This window comes from Burkholderia sp. RF2-non_BP3, assembly GCF_001522185.1.
In the GTDB taxonomy this organism is placed as follows: domain Bacteria; phylum Pseudomonadota; class Gammaproteobacteria; order Burkholderiales; family Burkholderiaceae; genus Burkholderia; species Burkholderia diffusa.
In genome coordinates this window covers 1-14,180 of sequence record NZ_LOSU01000040.1, presented here as the reverse complement: position 1 = coordinate 14,180, position 14,180 = coordinate 1, and the positions used below count along the sequence as shown (strand labels likewise).

Sequence of the window (14,180 nt, the reverse complement as noted above, 5' to 3'; positions counted from 1 at the left end):
GCGTCAGTGGTCCTGCGCGGCGAACACCCGCGCACGCGCCGGCCAGTCGTCCGGGACGATGAAGCCGCGTGCCGTCTCCCGCCATACGCCGTCGCCGTCGTGTCGATGCACGGCGATCAGCGCAGGCGCCTGGCGCGCCGTCAATACGGACGGCAGCTCGAGCGACTGCGCCAGCGGTTCGGGCGCGGCGTCCGGCGCCACCCGTCGCGGCGCGAGCCACGCCAGCCGCGGCAGCACGTTCCACGCCGCTTCACCGGGTTGCGCGGCCGCCCAGGCCGGCCACTGCGCATGCGTGAGCCAGAACCCGCGCGGATGATCGGCCGCGATTTCCGCGGCCACCGGCGGCAGCGGCACGCCGTGCGGATAGAACAGCCAGCCCTTGATGAACATCTGCGCATCGGACGGCGCGCCGTAGCCGAGCAGCGCGAACCCGTGGCGATCGCTCAGCCGCAATTGATGCTCGAGCAACCGGCTGCGCTTGCGGTCGAGGCGGTCGACGAGATTCGGCCCGACGAAATCCGCGAGCGTTGCGTCGCCGTCCACCGGCGCGCACAGATAGCACTTCACCGCGAGTTCCCAGTGCAGGCGCTGCCCGCCCGGCGCATCGACGAGGAAATCGACTTCGCCGAGCGTCTTGCCGTTGCTGCGCAGCGGCAGATTGGCGGCGACGAGCCGCAGCGACGGCCCGTGCGTGAGGAAATACTCGAGCAGGCATTCGGCATAGCGGCCGAGTCGCACGGGCCGCAGCCCGTCGAGTGCGCGGTGCAGCGGCGCCGGCGCGGCATCGAGCGCGACGAGCCACGCTTCGACGGCCACCCGCTCGACCGCGTCCGACCACGGATGCGCGAGCGGCGCGCCGGGCGCCGCGGTGAGCAGGCTCGGGCTCGCGAGGAGCCAGCCCAGATCGCGGACCGCGGCATCGTGCAGCGTATCGACGAACGCGAACGCCGCGCCGCGCGTCATCGTCCGGCCGGCCCGTTCGCGTCGTCACCCTCCGGCCGCTGGAAGGTATCGCGCGCCAGGCACAGGTCGGCCCACGCCTTCGCCTTGTCCTGCAGGCTGCGCAGCAGGTACGCCGGGTGATAGGTAACGATCACCGGCACGCCTTCATACGTGTGCACGCGGCCGCGCAGCGAGGCAATGCTCGCGTCCGTCTTCAGCAGCGTCTGCGCGGCGAAGCGGCCGAGCGCGACGATCAGCTTCGGCTTCACGAGCGCGACCTGGCGCTGCAGGTACGGCTCGCAGCGCGCAACCTCGTCCGGTTCCGGATTGCGGTTGCCCGGCGGGCGGCACTTGATCACGTTCGCGATGTAGACGTTGTCGCCGCGCTTGAGCGCGAGCGACTGCAGCATGTTGTCGAGCAGCTTGCCGGCCTGGCCGACGAACGGCTCGCCCTGCTTGTCCTCGTTCTCGCCCGGCGCCTCGCCGATCAGCATCCAGTCCGCCTCGCGATCGCCGACACCGAACACAGTATTGGTGCGCTTCTCGCACAGGCGGCAGCTCGTGCAGCCGGCAACGCGGTCGGCCAGCGCATCCCAGTCGAGCATCGCCACCGGGGTTGCGGCGGGACGCGATTCGGCCGGCGGCAGCGGATCGCCGGGCGGCGCCGCGTCGAACCAGGCGAAATCGTCCTCGGCGACGGGCGGCATGTCGTCCGCGGCAGCGGCCGGTGCGGGCGTGGTGGGCGCGCGGTCGTCATCGCTCGCGACACGGGCGGCCGAATCGGCCTCGCCCGCCGGTGCCGCAGCGCGTGCGGTTGCGCCGACCGGCGGCGTATCGTCGCGTGCGAACGCACGCGTCGCAGGCGGCGGCGTGTCGCGAGGCTGTTCCGCGACCGGCCGAGGCGTCGCCGCGACGGTTGCGGTCGCAACGGCGGACACCTCGCCCCCCGCGCCGGACGCGGCCGCCGGCGTTGCGCCCGCTTCATCGCCTTCCGCACGCTGCCCGCGCCGCACCCATATTTGCGCGAGCCCCATTTCCTCGAGCGCTGCTTCAGCCCACGCCATGCGCGTCCCCTTCGTCCTTGTTCAGCGTCAGACGCATCACGATCGCGTCCTCCCGGCTGCGATGCCGCGCCGGATAGTAGTTCTTGCGCCGGCCGATCGTCACGAAGCCGAAGCGCTCGTACAGATGGATCGCGCGCGGATTGGACGGCCGCACCTCGAGCAGCACGCCGTCGAGCCGTTCGGCGCGCGAGATGCGCACGGCTTCGCGCAGCAGCGCGAGACCCGCGCCCGACTGCTGGGCCGCCGGGGCGACGCACAGGTTCAGCAGGTGCATCTCGTCGATGACCGGCATCAGCACGCAATAGCCGACGAGCGCGCCCGTGACGTGCCGCAGGCATACGCCAAAATAGCCGTTGCGCAGCGAATCCTCGAAATTGCCGCGGCTCCACGGGAATTCGTACGCGACCTGCTCGATCGCGACGACTTCATCGAGATCGGTATCCGTCATCGGCGACAGATAGCGGTCGCTCAACAATACGCCCGTCATCCTTTCGCTCCGCCCGTCTGCGCGGCACGGGCCGCGATGCGCTCGGCGGTGGTCTGCGCGACCTTGTCGCGCACGTACTCCGGTGCAGCCTGGTCGGCAGGCACCGTACGGCCGGCGCGGAACGCCCGCAGCGCGGCATGCGCGACCGCCAGCGCATGCGGCAGCGCGTCGCCGTCGATCACGGCCGCGGCGGCCGCGGCCGGCAGCTGCGCGCCGAATGCGGCCGCCGCGTTGCCCGCGAGCGTGAACGGCGCGTCGGGCACGCCGACGGCGCCCGGCGCATCGAGCGACGCCGGATGCAGCGTGCGCCAGTCGCCTGCCTGGTCGTCCCACGCGAAGTCGGCCCAGTACGCTTCGTCCATCCGCGCATCGAGCGCGGCCAGCACGCGCGTCGTGCCGGGCGCGCGCAGCCGCGCATGCTCGGCGCACGCGAGCAGCGTGCCGACCGGCACGACCGGCAGCCCGCGCCCGAACGCGAGCCCCTGGGTAATGCCGGTCGCGGTACGCAGCCCGGTGAACGAGCCGGGGCCCGCGCCGAACGCGATCGCGTCGCAATCGGCGAACGTGAGGCCCGATTCGGCGAAGAGTTCCTGGATGGCCGGCAGCACGCGCGTGCTCGACACGGCGCCCGTCAGCTCGTGGCGGACCCAGGTTTGCGGGGTGGAAACGGCGTCATCGGCCGAAGCCGAGCGCAGCAGCGCGACCGAGCAGTATTCGGTCGACGTATCGATGGCGAGGAGCACTGTTTGCGTCATGGCCGACATTGTAATGCGGCGCCCCGCTCCCACGGGCGATCGGACCCGATCGCGTTGCGCGCGCCGCCCGGCCGGCGGTTTGGAAGGATCGCTCGACCCCGCGCGGCGCGGCGCTTGTTAAGATCGGCCGACTTGAAACCCTTACGGAGACACACGATGAGCGAACTCACCGCCCAATTCGACCAGGCCCAGATCGACGTCAAGCAACTGACCGAGCGACCGGGCAACCTGACGCTGCTGCGCCTGTACGCGCTCTTCAAGCAGGCGACCGACGGCGACGCGCACGGCGACAAGCCCGGCTTCACCGATATCGTCGGCAAGTACAAGTACGACGCATGGGAAGCGCTGAAAGGCACGACCCAGGATGCGGCGAAGCAGCAATACATCGAGCTCGTCGAATCGCTGAAGAACGGCACGGCGTCCTGACCTGCCCCGCCCGCCGCAATAGGCAATCAAATCAGTGGCGCAGCGCAGCAAATATCTTTATAATGCTGGCTGCGTCATCTCCCGCGCTCGGCTCGCAAGCCGTTCCGGCCCGACGCCTCGTAGCGTTAAGCTCCAATCCGGTTTAGAACCTGTCCCCTCCTGCTTCGACCCTCGCGGTCGTCACTTATCAGGCTGGCGGCCCCGCTCCAGAAGCGCGCCGCACCCAAAACAGCTTCTAATGCCTCATCCGCCGACGGTTCGGCGGATTGCACCCGTTTCCCGATTTGCTCGCTGAATCCGACGACTTGGGTATGCGCGATTGGCGCCGACGTTTCACCCACTGTGTTTCAAGGATTGTTATGACTTCGAGCATCAACTCCAGCCCGCTCAACGCGATCGCCGACCAGGCGCTCGGTCTCGAGAACGCCGCCGCACCGGCCGCGGTCGAACCGGCGTCGGACGAGCCGACTTTCGCGTCGCTCGGGTTGTCGCCGGAGATCGTCTCCGCGCTGCAGGCCGCCGGCTACGCCAAGCCGACGCCGGTGCAGCAGCGCGCGATTCCGGCCGGCATCGCCGGCCGTGACCTGCTGGTGTCGAGCCCGACCGGTTCGGGCAAGACGGCCGCATTCATGCTGCCCGCGATCGAACGTTTCGCGCAGCTTCAGAAGTCGCAGGCGCAGCAACCGCGTGCGCCGCGTGAACCGAACCAGGGCGACCGCCGTGCGCGCCGCCCGCAACCCGTCGCCCGCCCGGGCCTGCTCGTGCTGACGCCGACCCGCGAACTCGCGATGCAGGTCACCACGGCCGCGTCGACCTACGGCAAGCACCTGAAGCGTCTGCGTACGGTCAGCATCCTCGGCGGCGTCGCCTATGGCCAGCAGCTGATGCTGCTCGCGAAGAACCCCGAGATCCTGGTCGCCACGCCGGGCCGCCTGCTCGACCACCTCGAGCGCGGCCGCATCGACCTGTCCGAACTGAAGATGCTCGTGCTCGACGAAGCCGATCGCATGCTCGACATGGGCTTCATCGACGACATCGAGACGATCGTCGCCGCGACGCCCGAGTCGCGCCAGACGATGCTGTTCTCGGCCACGCTCGACGGCAAGATCGGTTCGCTGACGAGCCGCCTGCTGAAGGATCCGGAACGCATCGAGATCACGGCGAAGATCGAGTCGCGCGCAAACATCGCGCAGACCGTCCACTACGTCGACGACCGCGATCACAAGGATCGTCTGCTCGATCACCTGCTGCGCGACGACGCGCTCGACCAGGCGATCATCTTCACGGCGACCAAGATCGACGCAGACCAGCTCGCCGGCCGTCTCGCCGACGCCGGCTTCCAGTCGGCCGCGCTGCACGGCGACCTGCCGCAGGGCGCGCGCAACCGCACCATCCGTGCGCTGCGCGAGCGCCGCGTGCGCGTGCTGGTCGCGACCGACGTCGCGGCCCGCGGCATCGACATCCCGGGCATCACGCACGTGTTCAACTACGACCTGCCGAAGTTCGCGGAAGACTACGTGCACCGTATCGGCCGTACGGGCCGTGCCGGCCGTTCGGGCACCGCGGTGAGCCTCGTGCACCACGCCGAACAAGGCGCGCTCAAGCGCATCGAGCGCTTCGTGCGCTCGCCGCTGCCGGTCAACGTGATCGAAGGCTTCGAGCCGCGCAAGGCCCCCCCGCGCAACGATCGCGGCACCGGCGGCCGCGGCCGTCCGGGCGGCGGTAACGGCGGTCGTCGTTTCGGCGGCAAGCCGGGCGGCGGTCATGGCGGCAACGGCCGCAGCTACGGCGGCGGCAATGGCGGCGGCTGGAGCGGCAAGCCGGGCGGCAGCCGTGACGGCGGCCCGCGTCGCGACGGCCAGCGCAGCGGTGGCCCGCGTCGCAGCAATTCGGCGTCGTAAGCACGCCCGGGCGGCCTCGCGCCGCCCCGCCCATCCGGCAGACCGGCGCACCCGCGCCGGTTTTTTTTCGTCCCGCGCCATATTTCACGATACGGAAAATTTTTTTGAGTCGTAAAAAATCATGCTGCGCGGCACAACCTTACAATTGCGAGATGGGAAAAGTCGTTTCCCATTGCGAAATAGAATGCGCAACACATTGATTAATAACAATTAAAAAGTTTAAAACTTCCTGAGCCAACCCCTGTTTTGCTCCGATCGGCTTGCCTAAACTCTTATACAAGACTTCCCGAAAACGGCGCACACTCTGCCCCCGTTTCGAGAACGGCATCAGTACCGTCCGATTCGACCGATCTGGCAACACACCGCATCAAGGAGCTCATCATGTCGCGACAGCAACAGGCACAGGAACTGCAAAAGCAATGGGAAACCGATCCGCGCTGGAAGGGTATCAAGCGCAGCTACACGGCTGAGGACGTGGTTCGCCTGCGCGGCTCGATCGTCGTCGAGCACACGCTGGCCAAGCGCGGCGCGGAAAAGCTGTGGAGCCTCATCAACGAAGAGCCGTTCGTCAACGCACTCGGCGCGCTGACCGGCAATCAGGCGATGCAGCAGGTGAAGGCCGGCCTCAAGGCAATCTATCTGTCCGGCTGGCAGGTGGCCGGCGACGCGAACGTCGCGGGCGAAATGTACCCGGACCAGTCGCTGTACCCGGCGAACTCGGTGCCGCTCGTCGTCAAGCGCATCAACAATACGCTGACGCGTGCCGACCAGATCCAGTGGTCCGAAGGCAAGAACCCGGGCGACGAGGGCTACGTCGACTTCTTCGCGCCGATCGTTGCCGATGCGGAAGCCGGCTTCGGCGGCGTGCTGAACGCGTTCGAACTGATGAAGGCGATGATCGAGGCAGGCGCATCGGGCGTCCACTTCGAGGACCAGCTTGCGTCGGTGAAGAAGTGCGGCCACATGGGCGGCAAGGTGCTCGTGCCGACGCGCGAAGCGGTCGCGAAACTGTCGGCGGCGCGTCTGGCGGCCGACGTGATGGGCACGCCGACCGTGCTGGTCGCGCGGACCGACGCCGAAGCGGCGGACCTGATCACATCCGACATCGACGACAACGACAAGCCGTTCCTGACGGGCGAGCGCACGGTCGAAGGCTTCTTCCGGACGAAGCCGGGCATCGGGCAGGCGATCTCGCGCGGCCTCGCCTATGCGCCGTACGCCGATCTCGTCTGGTGCGAAACGGGCAAGCCGGATCTGGAGTACGCGAAGAAATTCGCCGAAGCGATCCACAAGCAGTTCCCGGGCAAGATGCTGTCGTACAACTGTTCGCCGTCGTTCAACTGGAAGAAGAACCTCGACGACGCGACGATCGCGAAGTTCCAGAAGGAGCTCGGCGCGATGGGCTACAAGTTCCAGTTCATCACGCTGGCCGGCTTCCATGCGCTGAACTACTCGATGTTCAACCTCGCGCACGGCTATGCCCGCACGCAGATGAGCGCGTTCGTCGAACTGCAGCAGGCCGAGTTCGCGGCAGCGGACAAGGGCTTCACGGCCGTCAAGCACCAGCGCGAAGTCGGCACCGGCTACTTCGACGCGGTCACGCAGACGGTCGAGCGCGAAGCCTCGACGACCGCGCTGCACGGCTCGACCGAAGACGAACAGTTCTTCGACGGCAAGAAGGTCGCATAACACGCGAAAGCAAGCGTCACGCCGATGCCCGCCCGTCATGCGACGGCGCGGCATCGGCGGCATGGGACAACAATCAGGGAGGAGACGGCTGGCGCGCGGTGACCCGTGCGACCCGCCGCGCGGCCTGCGGCCGCCTGCAACGACGCGCGCCGGCTTCGTCCGGCGCGCCTTTTTTCCAGCGGCGCTGCCGTGCCGCCGCCCGCGCGGCCCTACACGGCGCCGCGGCTACCGATAGACGATCACCGGAATTTTCGTATGGGTCAGCACGCGCTGCGTTTCGCTGCCGATCAGCAGACTGCCGAGCCCGCGGCGTCCGTGCGACGCCATGAAGATCACGTCGCAGCCACCGCGTTCGGCCGCCTCGATGATGCCGAGGTACGGCGACGGATGCACGCTGGTCCAGCTGTCGCAGACGACGCCGGCCGCCTTCGCGGCCGCCTGCACGTCGTCCAGGTGCGCGCGCGCCTCGCGCTCGCTGCGCGCCCGGAAATCGGCGGGCGGTTCGATGATCACTTCGGAAAACGGCGAGTATGGATACTGCGGCAGGCACGCATAGGCCGTGACCTGCGCGCCGACCGCGCGCGCCAGGTCGATCGCGCCGTCGATCGCCTTCTGCGACAGCTCGGAGCCGTCGGTTGGAACGAGGATGTGCCGGAACATCGCGCCCTCCTGCGTCAGACGCACCGCGCGCGCCGCGACCCCATGCGGGCCGACCCCGGCGCGTCGCGCATGCCAATTTCGATTGTAGTGCGCGAAACCGGGCGACCGGCGCCGGCAGCGGGTTCGCCCTCATATCGGAAACGCGCGGGCGGGCGCGCCCTACTCGCCCCAATACCCGGGCCGCTCGTACGTATGTTTCAGGTAATCGAGAAATAGGCGCACGCGCAGCGGCAGGTGGCGGCGCTGCGGAAATACCGCGTGGATGCCGATCGGCGGCGCCGCGAACGCATCGAGCACGCTGACGAGGCGCCCGGCTGCGATGTCGTCGCCGACTTCCCACCACGAGCGCCATGCCAGGCCGTACCCGGCGAGACACCACTCGTGCAGCACCGCGCCGTCCGAGCATTCCATCGTGCCGTTTACGCGAATCGACACGACCTTGTCGTCCTCCTGGAAAGCCCAGCCGCGCTGCTGGTTCGCGTTCGCGGCAAGCGCGAGGCAGTTGTGGCGCGCGAGTTCGGCGAGCGTGGCCGGCGTGCCGCGCCGCGCGAGATACGCGGGAGACGCGACGCACACGCGCCGGTTCTCGCCGAGCTTCAGCGACACCAGCGACGAATCGGGCAGCTCGCCGAGCCGCACCGCGCAATCGAACCCTTCGTTGACGAGATCGACCATCCGGTCGGACAGGTCGAGCGTGACCGACACGTCCGGATGCGCGCCGCTGAATTCGGGCACGAGCGGCGCGACGTGGCGCCGGCCGAAGCCGGCCGGCGCGGAAATGCGCAGGTGGCCGCTCGCCTTAACGCCGCCGGCAGACACGCTCGCCTCCGCGTTCTGCATGTCGTTGATGATCCGCTGGCAATCCTCGAGGAAGGCCGAACCCTCGAAGGTCAGCGTGAGCTTGCGCGTCGTGCGCACCAGCAGCTTGACGCCGAGCCGCTCCTCGAGCGCGTCGAGGCGGCGGCCGATGATCGCCGGCGCGACGCCTTCCGCGTGCGCGGCCGCCGACAGGCTGCCCTTCGCCGCGACCGCGGCGAACGTTTCGATCTGTTTGAACCGGTCCATGACTCGCCAGGGCGGCGCTCCCGCCCTCCAAATAGCTTGAGCGGTCAAGATTATGTATATGAAAGTAAAAGATCAAGTGATGATTAGCGTCTTTTTTAGCACCTGTTATCACGAATAGAATCGATCCGACCTCTGAAACTGGAGCGCAAGGCTATGTCGGCCACAACGACACTCTCCTCTCCCGACGCAATCCTCTTCGACGCATTCGGCACGTTGTTCGACGTGCATGCGGTCGTGGCCGCGGCAGAGCAGATGTTTCCCGGTCACGGGGAGCGGTTGTCGCAGCTGTGGCGACGCAAGCAAATCGAATACTCGCAGTTGCGCACGCTCGCCGATCCATCCGGCGCCCGCTATCGGCCGTTCCGCGACATCACGCTGGACGCGCTGCGGTTCGCCGCGCGCCTGCTCGGCCTCGCGCTGAACAGCGCGGCCGAAAAGCGGCTGATGGACGAATACGCGTGCCTGTCCACCTATCCCGACACGGTGCCTGCGCTGCGCAAGCTGCGCGCCCTCGAACCGCGCCCGCCGCTCGCGATCCTGTCGAACGGCAACCCGGAGATGCTCGACATCGCGATCAAGAGCGCCGGCATGACCGGCCTGTTCGATCGTGTGCTGTCGGCCGACGCGGTGCGCGCGTACAAGCCGAGCCCGGTCGCGTACGCGCTCGGCACCGCCGCGTTCGGCGCGAATCCGCGCGACATCGTGTTCGTGTCGTCGAACGCCTGGGACGTCGCGGGCGCCGTCTGGTTCGGCTACACGACGTTCTGGCTCAACCGCACGGGCGCGCCCGCCGAGGAACTCGGCGCGCCGCCCGACGGCACCGGCAGCGGCATGGCCGACCTGCTCGCATTCCTCGCCACCCCGGCTCCGTCCGGCAGACCCGCGAACCGCGCGCGCCCCGGCCCGGGCGCATGACGTTCGCGGCGCTGCCGCCTTCCCCCTTCACCGAAACCGCAACTGACCGACCAAGGAGATGAGACTCATGAGCACCCCGATCACGCTGCCGCAAGGCATGGCGATCACCGGCGAAATCAAGCCGGGTTACGAAGCGATCCTGACGCCTGAAGCGCTCGCACTCGTCGCGGCGCTGCACCGCGCGTTCGAGCCGCGCCGCCAGGCACTGCTGCAGGCCCGCGTCGAGCGCACCAAGCGCCTCGACGCCGGCGAACGCCCCGATTTCCTGGCCGATACGAAGGCGATCCGCGAAGGCGACTGGAAGGTCGCGCCGCTGCCGGCCGACCTGCAATGCCGCCGCGTCGAGATCACCGGCCCCGTCGAGCGCAAGATGATCATCAACGCGCTGAACTCCGGCGCCGATTCGTACATGACGGACTTCGAGGATTCGAACGCGCCGAACTGGACGAACCAGATCGACGGCCAGATCAACCTGAAGGACGCCGTGCGCCGCACGATTTCGCTCGAGCAGAACGGCAAGTCGTACCGGCTGAACGACAAGGTCGCGACGCTGATCGTGCGTCCGCGCGGCTGGCACCTCGACGAGAAGCACGTGACGGTCGACGGCCAGCGCGTGTCCGGCGGCATCTTCGATTTCGCGCTGTTCCTGTTCCACAACGCGAAGGAACTGATCGCGCGCGGCTCGGGCCCGTACTTCTACCTGCCGAAGATGGAAAGCCATCTCGAGGCGCGCCTGTGGAACGACATCTTCGTCGCCGCACAGGAGGCAGTCGGCGTGCCGCGCGGCACGATCCGCGCGACGGTGCTGATCGAGACGATCCTCGCGGCGTTCGAGATGGACGAGATCCTGTACGAACTGCGCGAACACAGCTCGGGCCTGAACGCCGGCCGCTGGGACTACATCTTCTCGGCGATCAAGAAGTTCAAGAACGACCGCGACTTCTGCCTGGCCGACCGCTCGAAGATCACGATGACGGTGCCGTTCATGCGCGCATACGCGCTGCTGCTGCTGAAGACTTGCCACAAGCGCAACGCACCGGCGATCGGCGGGATGAGCGCGCTGATTCCGATCAAGAACGATCCGGAAGCGAACGACAAGGCGATGGGCGGCGTGCGGTCGGACAAGCAGCGCGACGCGACCGACGGCTACGACGGCGGCTGGGTCGCGCACCCGGGCCTCGTGCCGATCGCGATGGAAGAATTCGTCAAGGTGCTCGGCGACAAGCCGAACCAGATCGCGAAGCAGCGCGACGACGTCCAGATCGAAGGGAAGAACCTGCTCGATTTCCAGCCCGAAGCGCCGATCACCGAAGCCGGCCTGCGCAACAACATCAACGTCGGCATCCATTATCTCGGCGCCTGGCTCGACGGCAACGGCTGCGTGCCGATCCACAACCTGATGGAAGACGCGGCGACCGCCGAGATTTCCCGCTCGCAGGTGTGGCAGTGGATCCGCTCGCCGAAGGGCGTGCTCGACGACGGCCGCAAGGTCACCGCAGAGCTCGTACGCGAATTCGCGAAGGTCGAACTCGAGAACGTGAAGCGTTCGGTCGGCGGCAACACGCAGCCGTACGAGCGTGCCGCGGCGATCTTCGAACAGATGTCGACGTCGGAAGGCTTCACCGAATTCCTGACGCTGCCGCTGTACGAGGAAATCTGACGACGCGGACGGGGTCGACCTGCTCGCCCCGTCCTGCCCGCCGGTCGCGCGACGTGCGACACGGCGGCATGAAAAAAGCGCCCCGCGGGGCGCTTTTTCCTTTTGCCGTGCAGCCGTTCGCCGCGCGGACGCTCAGGCGGCTTCCCGCTCGCGCCGGTGCTGAACCCAGTCGCCCGACGCAATGCGCGGACGGTCGGCTGCCGCATGCGCTGCGACCGGATAGTAGACGCACGCATACGTCCGGCCGCCGAGCTCGACGGTCACCGGCTCCTGCCGGAACAGCGTGTCGACGCCCGGATAGACGCGCTCGATCTCGTCGAGCACGGGCACCAGTGGTTCGTCGATCTCGTAGACGTCGCCCCATACCAGCGACTGGCCGGCGGGCCCGGCGACCATGCCCGGATACGTGCCGAAATCGTACAGTTCGCCCGGCAGCGCGGCCGCACCGAGCAGCGTCGGCGCGGCGATCCCGTGCCGCGCGGCCGCATGGCCGATGTCGTTGGCTTCTCCCGCTCTCAACGTGCCGTAGACGAATACGTAGCGCATTGTGGTTCTCCTCTTTGATTCAGGTGTTGCCGTGCCGGGCCGTCGCGGCCGCGCCGCGGGCGCCGGCGTCGCCGGGGCGCCGCTCTCACGTGGACGCGCCCGCATCGATAGACCGCGCCGGCGGCCCGATGGTTCTTTCGGCACGACGCGGCGCGCTGGCCCTGAACCCGGCTTGCGTGGGCCGGAATGCGTGCGGCCCCATACAAAGTTCATTTGAACGGTGCATTATCGGCCGAAAAACCGCCGCATGCGCCTACGCGGCGCCTTCTAAAATAACGGCATCGCCGCCGCGCCGACCGAATCGTCCATGAATCCGCCTGCCCAAGCCGACGCATCGAATCCCTACGACGTCATCGACATCCCGCCCGAGTTCGCGCCGACCCGCGTCCACCCGATGCGCGTCCGGGCGCGGCAGGTGGATGCCGGCCGCCGGATCCCGCTGCACACGCATGCGTGGGCGCAGCTTGCGTATGCGTCGCGCGGCGTGCTGCGCGTCGCGACGACCGGAACGACCTGGATGGTGCCGCCCTCCCGCGCGATCTGGGTGCCGCCGCACGTCACGCACGAGGTCGTGATCGTCGAGGAAGCGTACTTGCGCACGCTGTATATCGACGAGTCGGTCGTGCCGGACGGGCTCGACGCGTGTCGCGTCGTCGAGGTGACGGGCTTGCTGCGCGAACTGATCGTCGCACTCGACGCGCGCGACCTGAGCGGCGAGCGCGAACGGCTGCTGTGCGGGCTCGTGCTCGACGAATTGAGCCGCGCCGAACCGCTGCCGCTCGCGGTGCCGATGCCCGACGAGAAGCGGCTGCGCTTGCTGTGCGAGTCGGTGCTCGCACAACCCGCGCACGCGGAATCGCTCGAACACTGGGCGAGTGAGGTCGGCGCCAGCACGCGCACGATTTCGCGGCTGTTCAAGCAGGAACTGGGTGTGAGTTTTTCACAGTGGCGGCAGCAGGCGCTGCTCGCGCGCGCGATTCCGCTGTTGAACCAGGGGCGTCCGCTATCGCACATCGCGCGCGAACTCGGCTACCAGAGCCAGAGCGCGTTTTCGGCGATGTTCCGGCGCGCGTTCGGCGAAAGCCCGCGCGCATTCATGCTGCGAGGCTACGAGCATCGCGGCGCGGAAGACGACATCGCCACCAGCGACATCCCCGACGACGACGCGATCGGCACCGCACGCTGACGTCGCCATGTTGCCTGCGGCCTTGTGCCGTTACGCGTTCAGACCGCGCGCACCATATGGCGGATCGATCCGAGCTGCGCCAGCCTCGGCCCGGTCACGCGGTACCCCATGCGCTGGTAGAGCTTCGCGGCCGGATTGTCGACGAACACGCGCAGCTGCAGTTCGTGCAGCCCGCGGGCGCGCGCCCAGCGATGCGACATGTCGAGCAGGTAGGTGCCTGCACCCTGCCCGCGATGGCCCGCTGCGATCTGCACGTCGCGGATGTGCAGCGAATCGCCCTCCTCGGTCACGCGCAGCACGCCGATGCGTTCGCCGTCGGCTTCCAGGATGAAGTTTTCGGATTCGCGCCAGCTTGCATAGAACAGATCGCTGCGCCAAACGAGCCCATGGCGCTTGTAATAGCCGCCCATGTTGCCGTGCGTGAGCGCCTCGGCAAAGGGAAAATCGCCAGGCTCCGCTGGCCGGAGCTGATACAGCAATCGCAGGTCGGTCGGATCGAGCATCGCGCGGGGGTCAAGTACGCATCCCGCCACGATAGCGCAGTCGCGGGCGGATGCAATCGCGAATTTCTCGTAGCGACACGGGATCGGCAATGCAAATGAAAATGCCCGCGCAAGGCGGGCTTTTTCATTTTCTGGCGGAGCGGACGGGACTCGAACCCGCGACCCCCGGCGTGACAGGCCGGTATTCTAACCGACTGAACTACCGCTCCAGTCTTGCTTCTTGCCTGGCAGGCGTCGGTTGCTTCCTGCCGGCGCATCGTTTGTTCGAACGACGCCGAAATCTGGCGTCCCCTAGGGGATTCGAACCCCTGTACTCACCGTGAAAGGGTGATGTCCTAGGCCTCTAGACGAAGGGGACAACGTACTGCTTACATCTTTAAT

The 14,180-nt window shown here is 67.8% G+C and carries 14 protein-coding genes and 2 tRNA genes; 6 read left to right on the top strand and 10 right to left on the bottom strand.

All coding sequences use genetic code 11. The annotated features are described in order from the left end of the window. Window positions 1–3: 3 nt before the first annotated feature. From WS45_RS21190 to tsaB, 4 genes are read right to left on the bottom strand one after another with little or no spacing between them, the layout of a single operon-like run. On the bottom strand, window positions 4–963 hold the full coding sequence (locus tag WS45_RS21190) for a DUF1853 family protein (protein WP_059701530.1): 960 nt from the start codon (window positions 961–963) through the stop codon (window positions 4–6). Then, entirely contained in the window at window positions 960–2,006 is a 1,047-nt protein-coding gene (locus WS45_RS21185; protein ID WP_059701528.1) for a uracil-DNA glycosylase, read from the bottom strand. Before WS45_RS21185 ends, WS45_RS21190 begins: the two co-directional genes overlap by 4 nt. Next, the gene (gene rimI, locus WS45_RS21180; protein ID WP_059529269.1) at window positions 1,993–2,493 is read right to left on the bottom strand and encodes a ribosomal protein S18-alanine N-acetyltransferase; all 501 of its coding nucleotides are present in this window, start codon (window positions 2,491–2,493) and stop codon (window positions 1,993–1,995) included. Before rimI ends, WS45_RS21185 begins: the two co-directional genes overlap by 14 nt. Beyond that, entirely contained in the window at window positions 2,490–3,257 is a 768-nt protein-coding gene (gene tsaB / locus WS45_RS21175; RefSeq protein WP_059529266.1) for a tRNA (adenosine(37)-N6)-threonylcarbamoyltransferase complex dimerization subunit type 1 TsaB, read from the bottom strand. Before tsaB ends, rimI begins: the two co-directional genes overlap by 4 nt. Before the next feature lie 147 nt (window positions 3,258–3,404). Between tsaB and WS45_RS21170 the strand changes: the two genes are divergently transcribed. The 3 genes from WS45_RS21170 to aceA all read left to right on the top strand — a co-directional run bounded on the left by WS45_RS21170 (window position 3,405) and on the right by aceA (window position 7,264). Continuing rightward, window positions 3,405–3,674 (top strand): acyl-CoA-binding protein, encoded by a 270-nt coding sequence (locus WS45_RS21170; RefSeq protein ID WP_059529263.1) that lies wholly within the window; start codon window positions 3,405–3,407, stop codon window positions 3,672–3,674. A gap of 359 nt (window positions 3,675–4,033) precedes the next feature. After that, the gene (locus tag WS45_RS21165) at window positions 4,034–5,575 is read left to right on the top strand and encodes a DEAD/DEAH box helicase (RefSeq protein WP_059529260.1); all 1,542 of its coding nucleotides are present in this window, start codon (window positions 4,034–4,036) and stop codon (window positions 5,573–5,575) included. 381 nt (window positions 5,576–5,956) lie between these two features. Further along, the gene (gene aceA / locus WS45_RS21160; RefSeq protein ID WP_059529257.1) at window positions 5,957–7,264 is read left to right on the top strand and encodes an isocitrate lyase; all 1,308 of its coding nucleotides are present in this window, start codon (window positions 5,957–5,959) and stop codon (window positions 7,262–7,264) included. A gap of 225 nt (window positions 7,265–7,489) precedes the next feature. Here aceA and WS45_RS21155 read toward each other — a convergent pair whose 3' ends face one another. Together WS45_RS21155 and WS45_RS21150 are read right to left on the bottom strand one after the other, a co-directional pair. Further along, window positions 7,490–7,924 (bottom strand): universal stress protein, encoded by a 435-nt coding sequence (locus tag WS45_RS21155; protein WP_057929788.1) that lies wholly within the window; start codon window positions 7,922–7,924, stop codon window positions 7,490–7,492. A gap of 159 nt (window positions 7,925–8,083) precedes the next feature. Next, window positions 8,084–8,989, bottom strand: coding sequence for a LysR family transcriptional regulator (locus WS45_RS21150; protein ID WP_059529255.1), 906 nt, complete (start codon window positions 8,987–8,989; stop codon window positions 8,084–8,086). Window positions 8,990–9,142: 153 nt separating this feature from the next. Here WS45_RS21150 and WS45_RS21145 point away from each other — a divergent pair, with 153 nt between their 5' ends. After that, window positions 9,143–9,904: a haloacid dehalogenase type II gene (locus WS45_RS21145; protein ID WP_059701526.1), complete on the top strand. Its 762-nt coding sequence runs from the start codon at window positions 9,143–9,145 to the stop codon at window positions 9,902–9,904. Window positions 9,905–9,971: 67 nt separating this feature from the next. Then, window positions 9,972–11,564 (top strand): malate synthase A, encoded by a 1,593-nt coding sequence (gene aceB / locus WS45_RS21140; protein ID WP_059701622.1) that lies wholly within the window; start codon window positions 9,972–9,974, stop codon window positions 11,562–11,564. Window positions 11,565–11,696: 132 nt separating this feature from the next. Here aceB and WS45_RS21135 read toward each other — a convergent pair whose 3' ends face one another. Further along, the gene (locus tag WS45_RS21135; RefSeq protein ID WP_059701524.1) at window positions 11,697–12,110 is read right to left on the bottom strand and encodes a gamma-glutamylcyclotransferase family protein; all 414 of its coding nucleotides are present in this window, start codon (window positions 12,108–12,110) and stop codon (window positions 11,697–11,699) included. A 307-nt stretch (window positions 12,111–12,417) separates the two neighbouring features. On the opposite strand from WS45_RS21135, the gene WS45_RS21130 reads away from it, so the two are divergent. Further along, window positions 12,418–13,296: an AraC family transcriptional regulator gene (locus WS45_RS21130; RefSeq protein WP_059529248.1), complete on the top strand. Its 879-nt coding sequence runs from the start codon at window positions 12,418–12,420 to the stop codon at window positions 13,294–13,296. A gap of 38 nt (window positions 13,297–13,334) precedes the next feature. On the opposite strand, the gene WS45_RS21125 is transcribed toward WS45_RS21130, so the two are convergent. From WS45_RS21125 to WS45_RS21115, 3 genes are all read right to left on the bottom strand, one after another. Further along, on the bottom strand, window positions 13,335–13,799 hold the full coding sequence (locus WS45_RS21125; protein WP_059529245.1) for a GNAT family N-acetyltransferase: 465 nt from the start codon (window positions 13,797–13,799) through the stop codon (window positions 13,335–13,337). A gap of 132 nt (window positions 13,800–13,931) precedes the next feature. Further along, a tRNA-Asp gene (locus tag WS45_RS21120) sits at window positions 13,932–14,008 on the bottom strand. Window positions 14,009–14,081: 73 nt separating this feature from the next. Then, window positions 14,082–14,157, bottom strand: a tRNA-Glu gene (locus WS45_RS21115). Window positions 14,158–14,180: the final 23 nt, after the last annotated feature.

Bases quoted from the DNA above. Each gene is read 5' to 3' on its own strand.
- rimI (WP_059529269.1), bottom strand. From the start codon at position 2,493: ATGACGGGCGTATTGTTGAGCGACCGCTATCTGTCGCCGATGACGGAT.
- aceB (WP_059701622.1), top strand. From the start codon at position 9,972: ATGAGCACCCCGATCACGCTGCCGCAAGGCATGGCGATCACCGGCGAA.
- aceA (WP_059529257.1), top strand. From the start codon at position 5,957: ATGTCGCGACAGCAACAGGCACAGGAACTGCAAAAGCAATGGGAAACC.
- WS45_RS21145 (WP_059701526.1), top strand. From the start codon at position 9,143: ATGTCGGCCACAACGACACTCTCCTCTCCCGACGCAATCCTCTTCGAC.
- WS45_RS21170 (WP_059529263.1), top strand. From the start codon at position 3,405: ATGAGCGAACTCACCGCCCAATTCGACCAGGCCCAGATCGACGTCAAG.
- tsaB (WP_059529266.1), bottom strand. From the start codon at position 3,257: ATGTCGGCCATGACGCAAACAGTGCTCCTCGCCATCGATACGTCGACC.
- WS45_RS21135 (WP_059701524.1), bottom strand. From the start codon at position 12,110: ATGCGCTACGTATTCGTCTACGGCACGTTGAGAGCGGGAGAAGCCAAC.
- WS45_RS21185 (WP_059701528.1), bottom strand. From the start codon at position 2,006: ATGGCGTGGGCTGAAGCAGCGCTCGAGGAAATGGGGCTCGCGCAAATA.
- WS45_RS21125 (WP_059529245.1), bottom strand. From the start codon at position 13,799: ATGCTCGATCCGACCGACCTGCGATTGCTGTATCAGCTCCGGCCAGCG.
- WS45_RS21130 (WP_059529248.1), top strand. From the start codon at position 12,418: ATGAATCCGCCTGCCCAAGCCGACGCATCGAATCCCTACGACGTCATC.
- WS45_RS21190 (WP_059701530.1), bottom strand. From the start codon at position 963: ATGACGCGCGGCGCGGCGTTCGCGTTCGTCGATACGCTGCACGATGCC.
- WS45_RS21150 (WP_059529255.1), bottom strand. From the start codon at position 8,989: ATGGACCGGTTCAAACAGATCGAAACGTTCGCCGCGGTCGCGGCGAAG.
- WS45_RS21155 (WP_057929788.1), bottom strand. From the start codon at position 7,924: ATGTTCCGGCACATCCTCGTTCCAACCGACGGCTCCGAGCTGTCGCAG.
- WS45_RS21165 (WP_059529260.1), top strand. From the start codon at position 4,034: ATGACTTCGAGCATCAACTCCAGCCCGCTCAACGCGATCGCCGACCAG.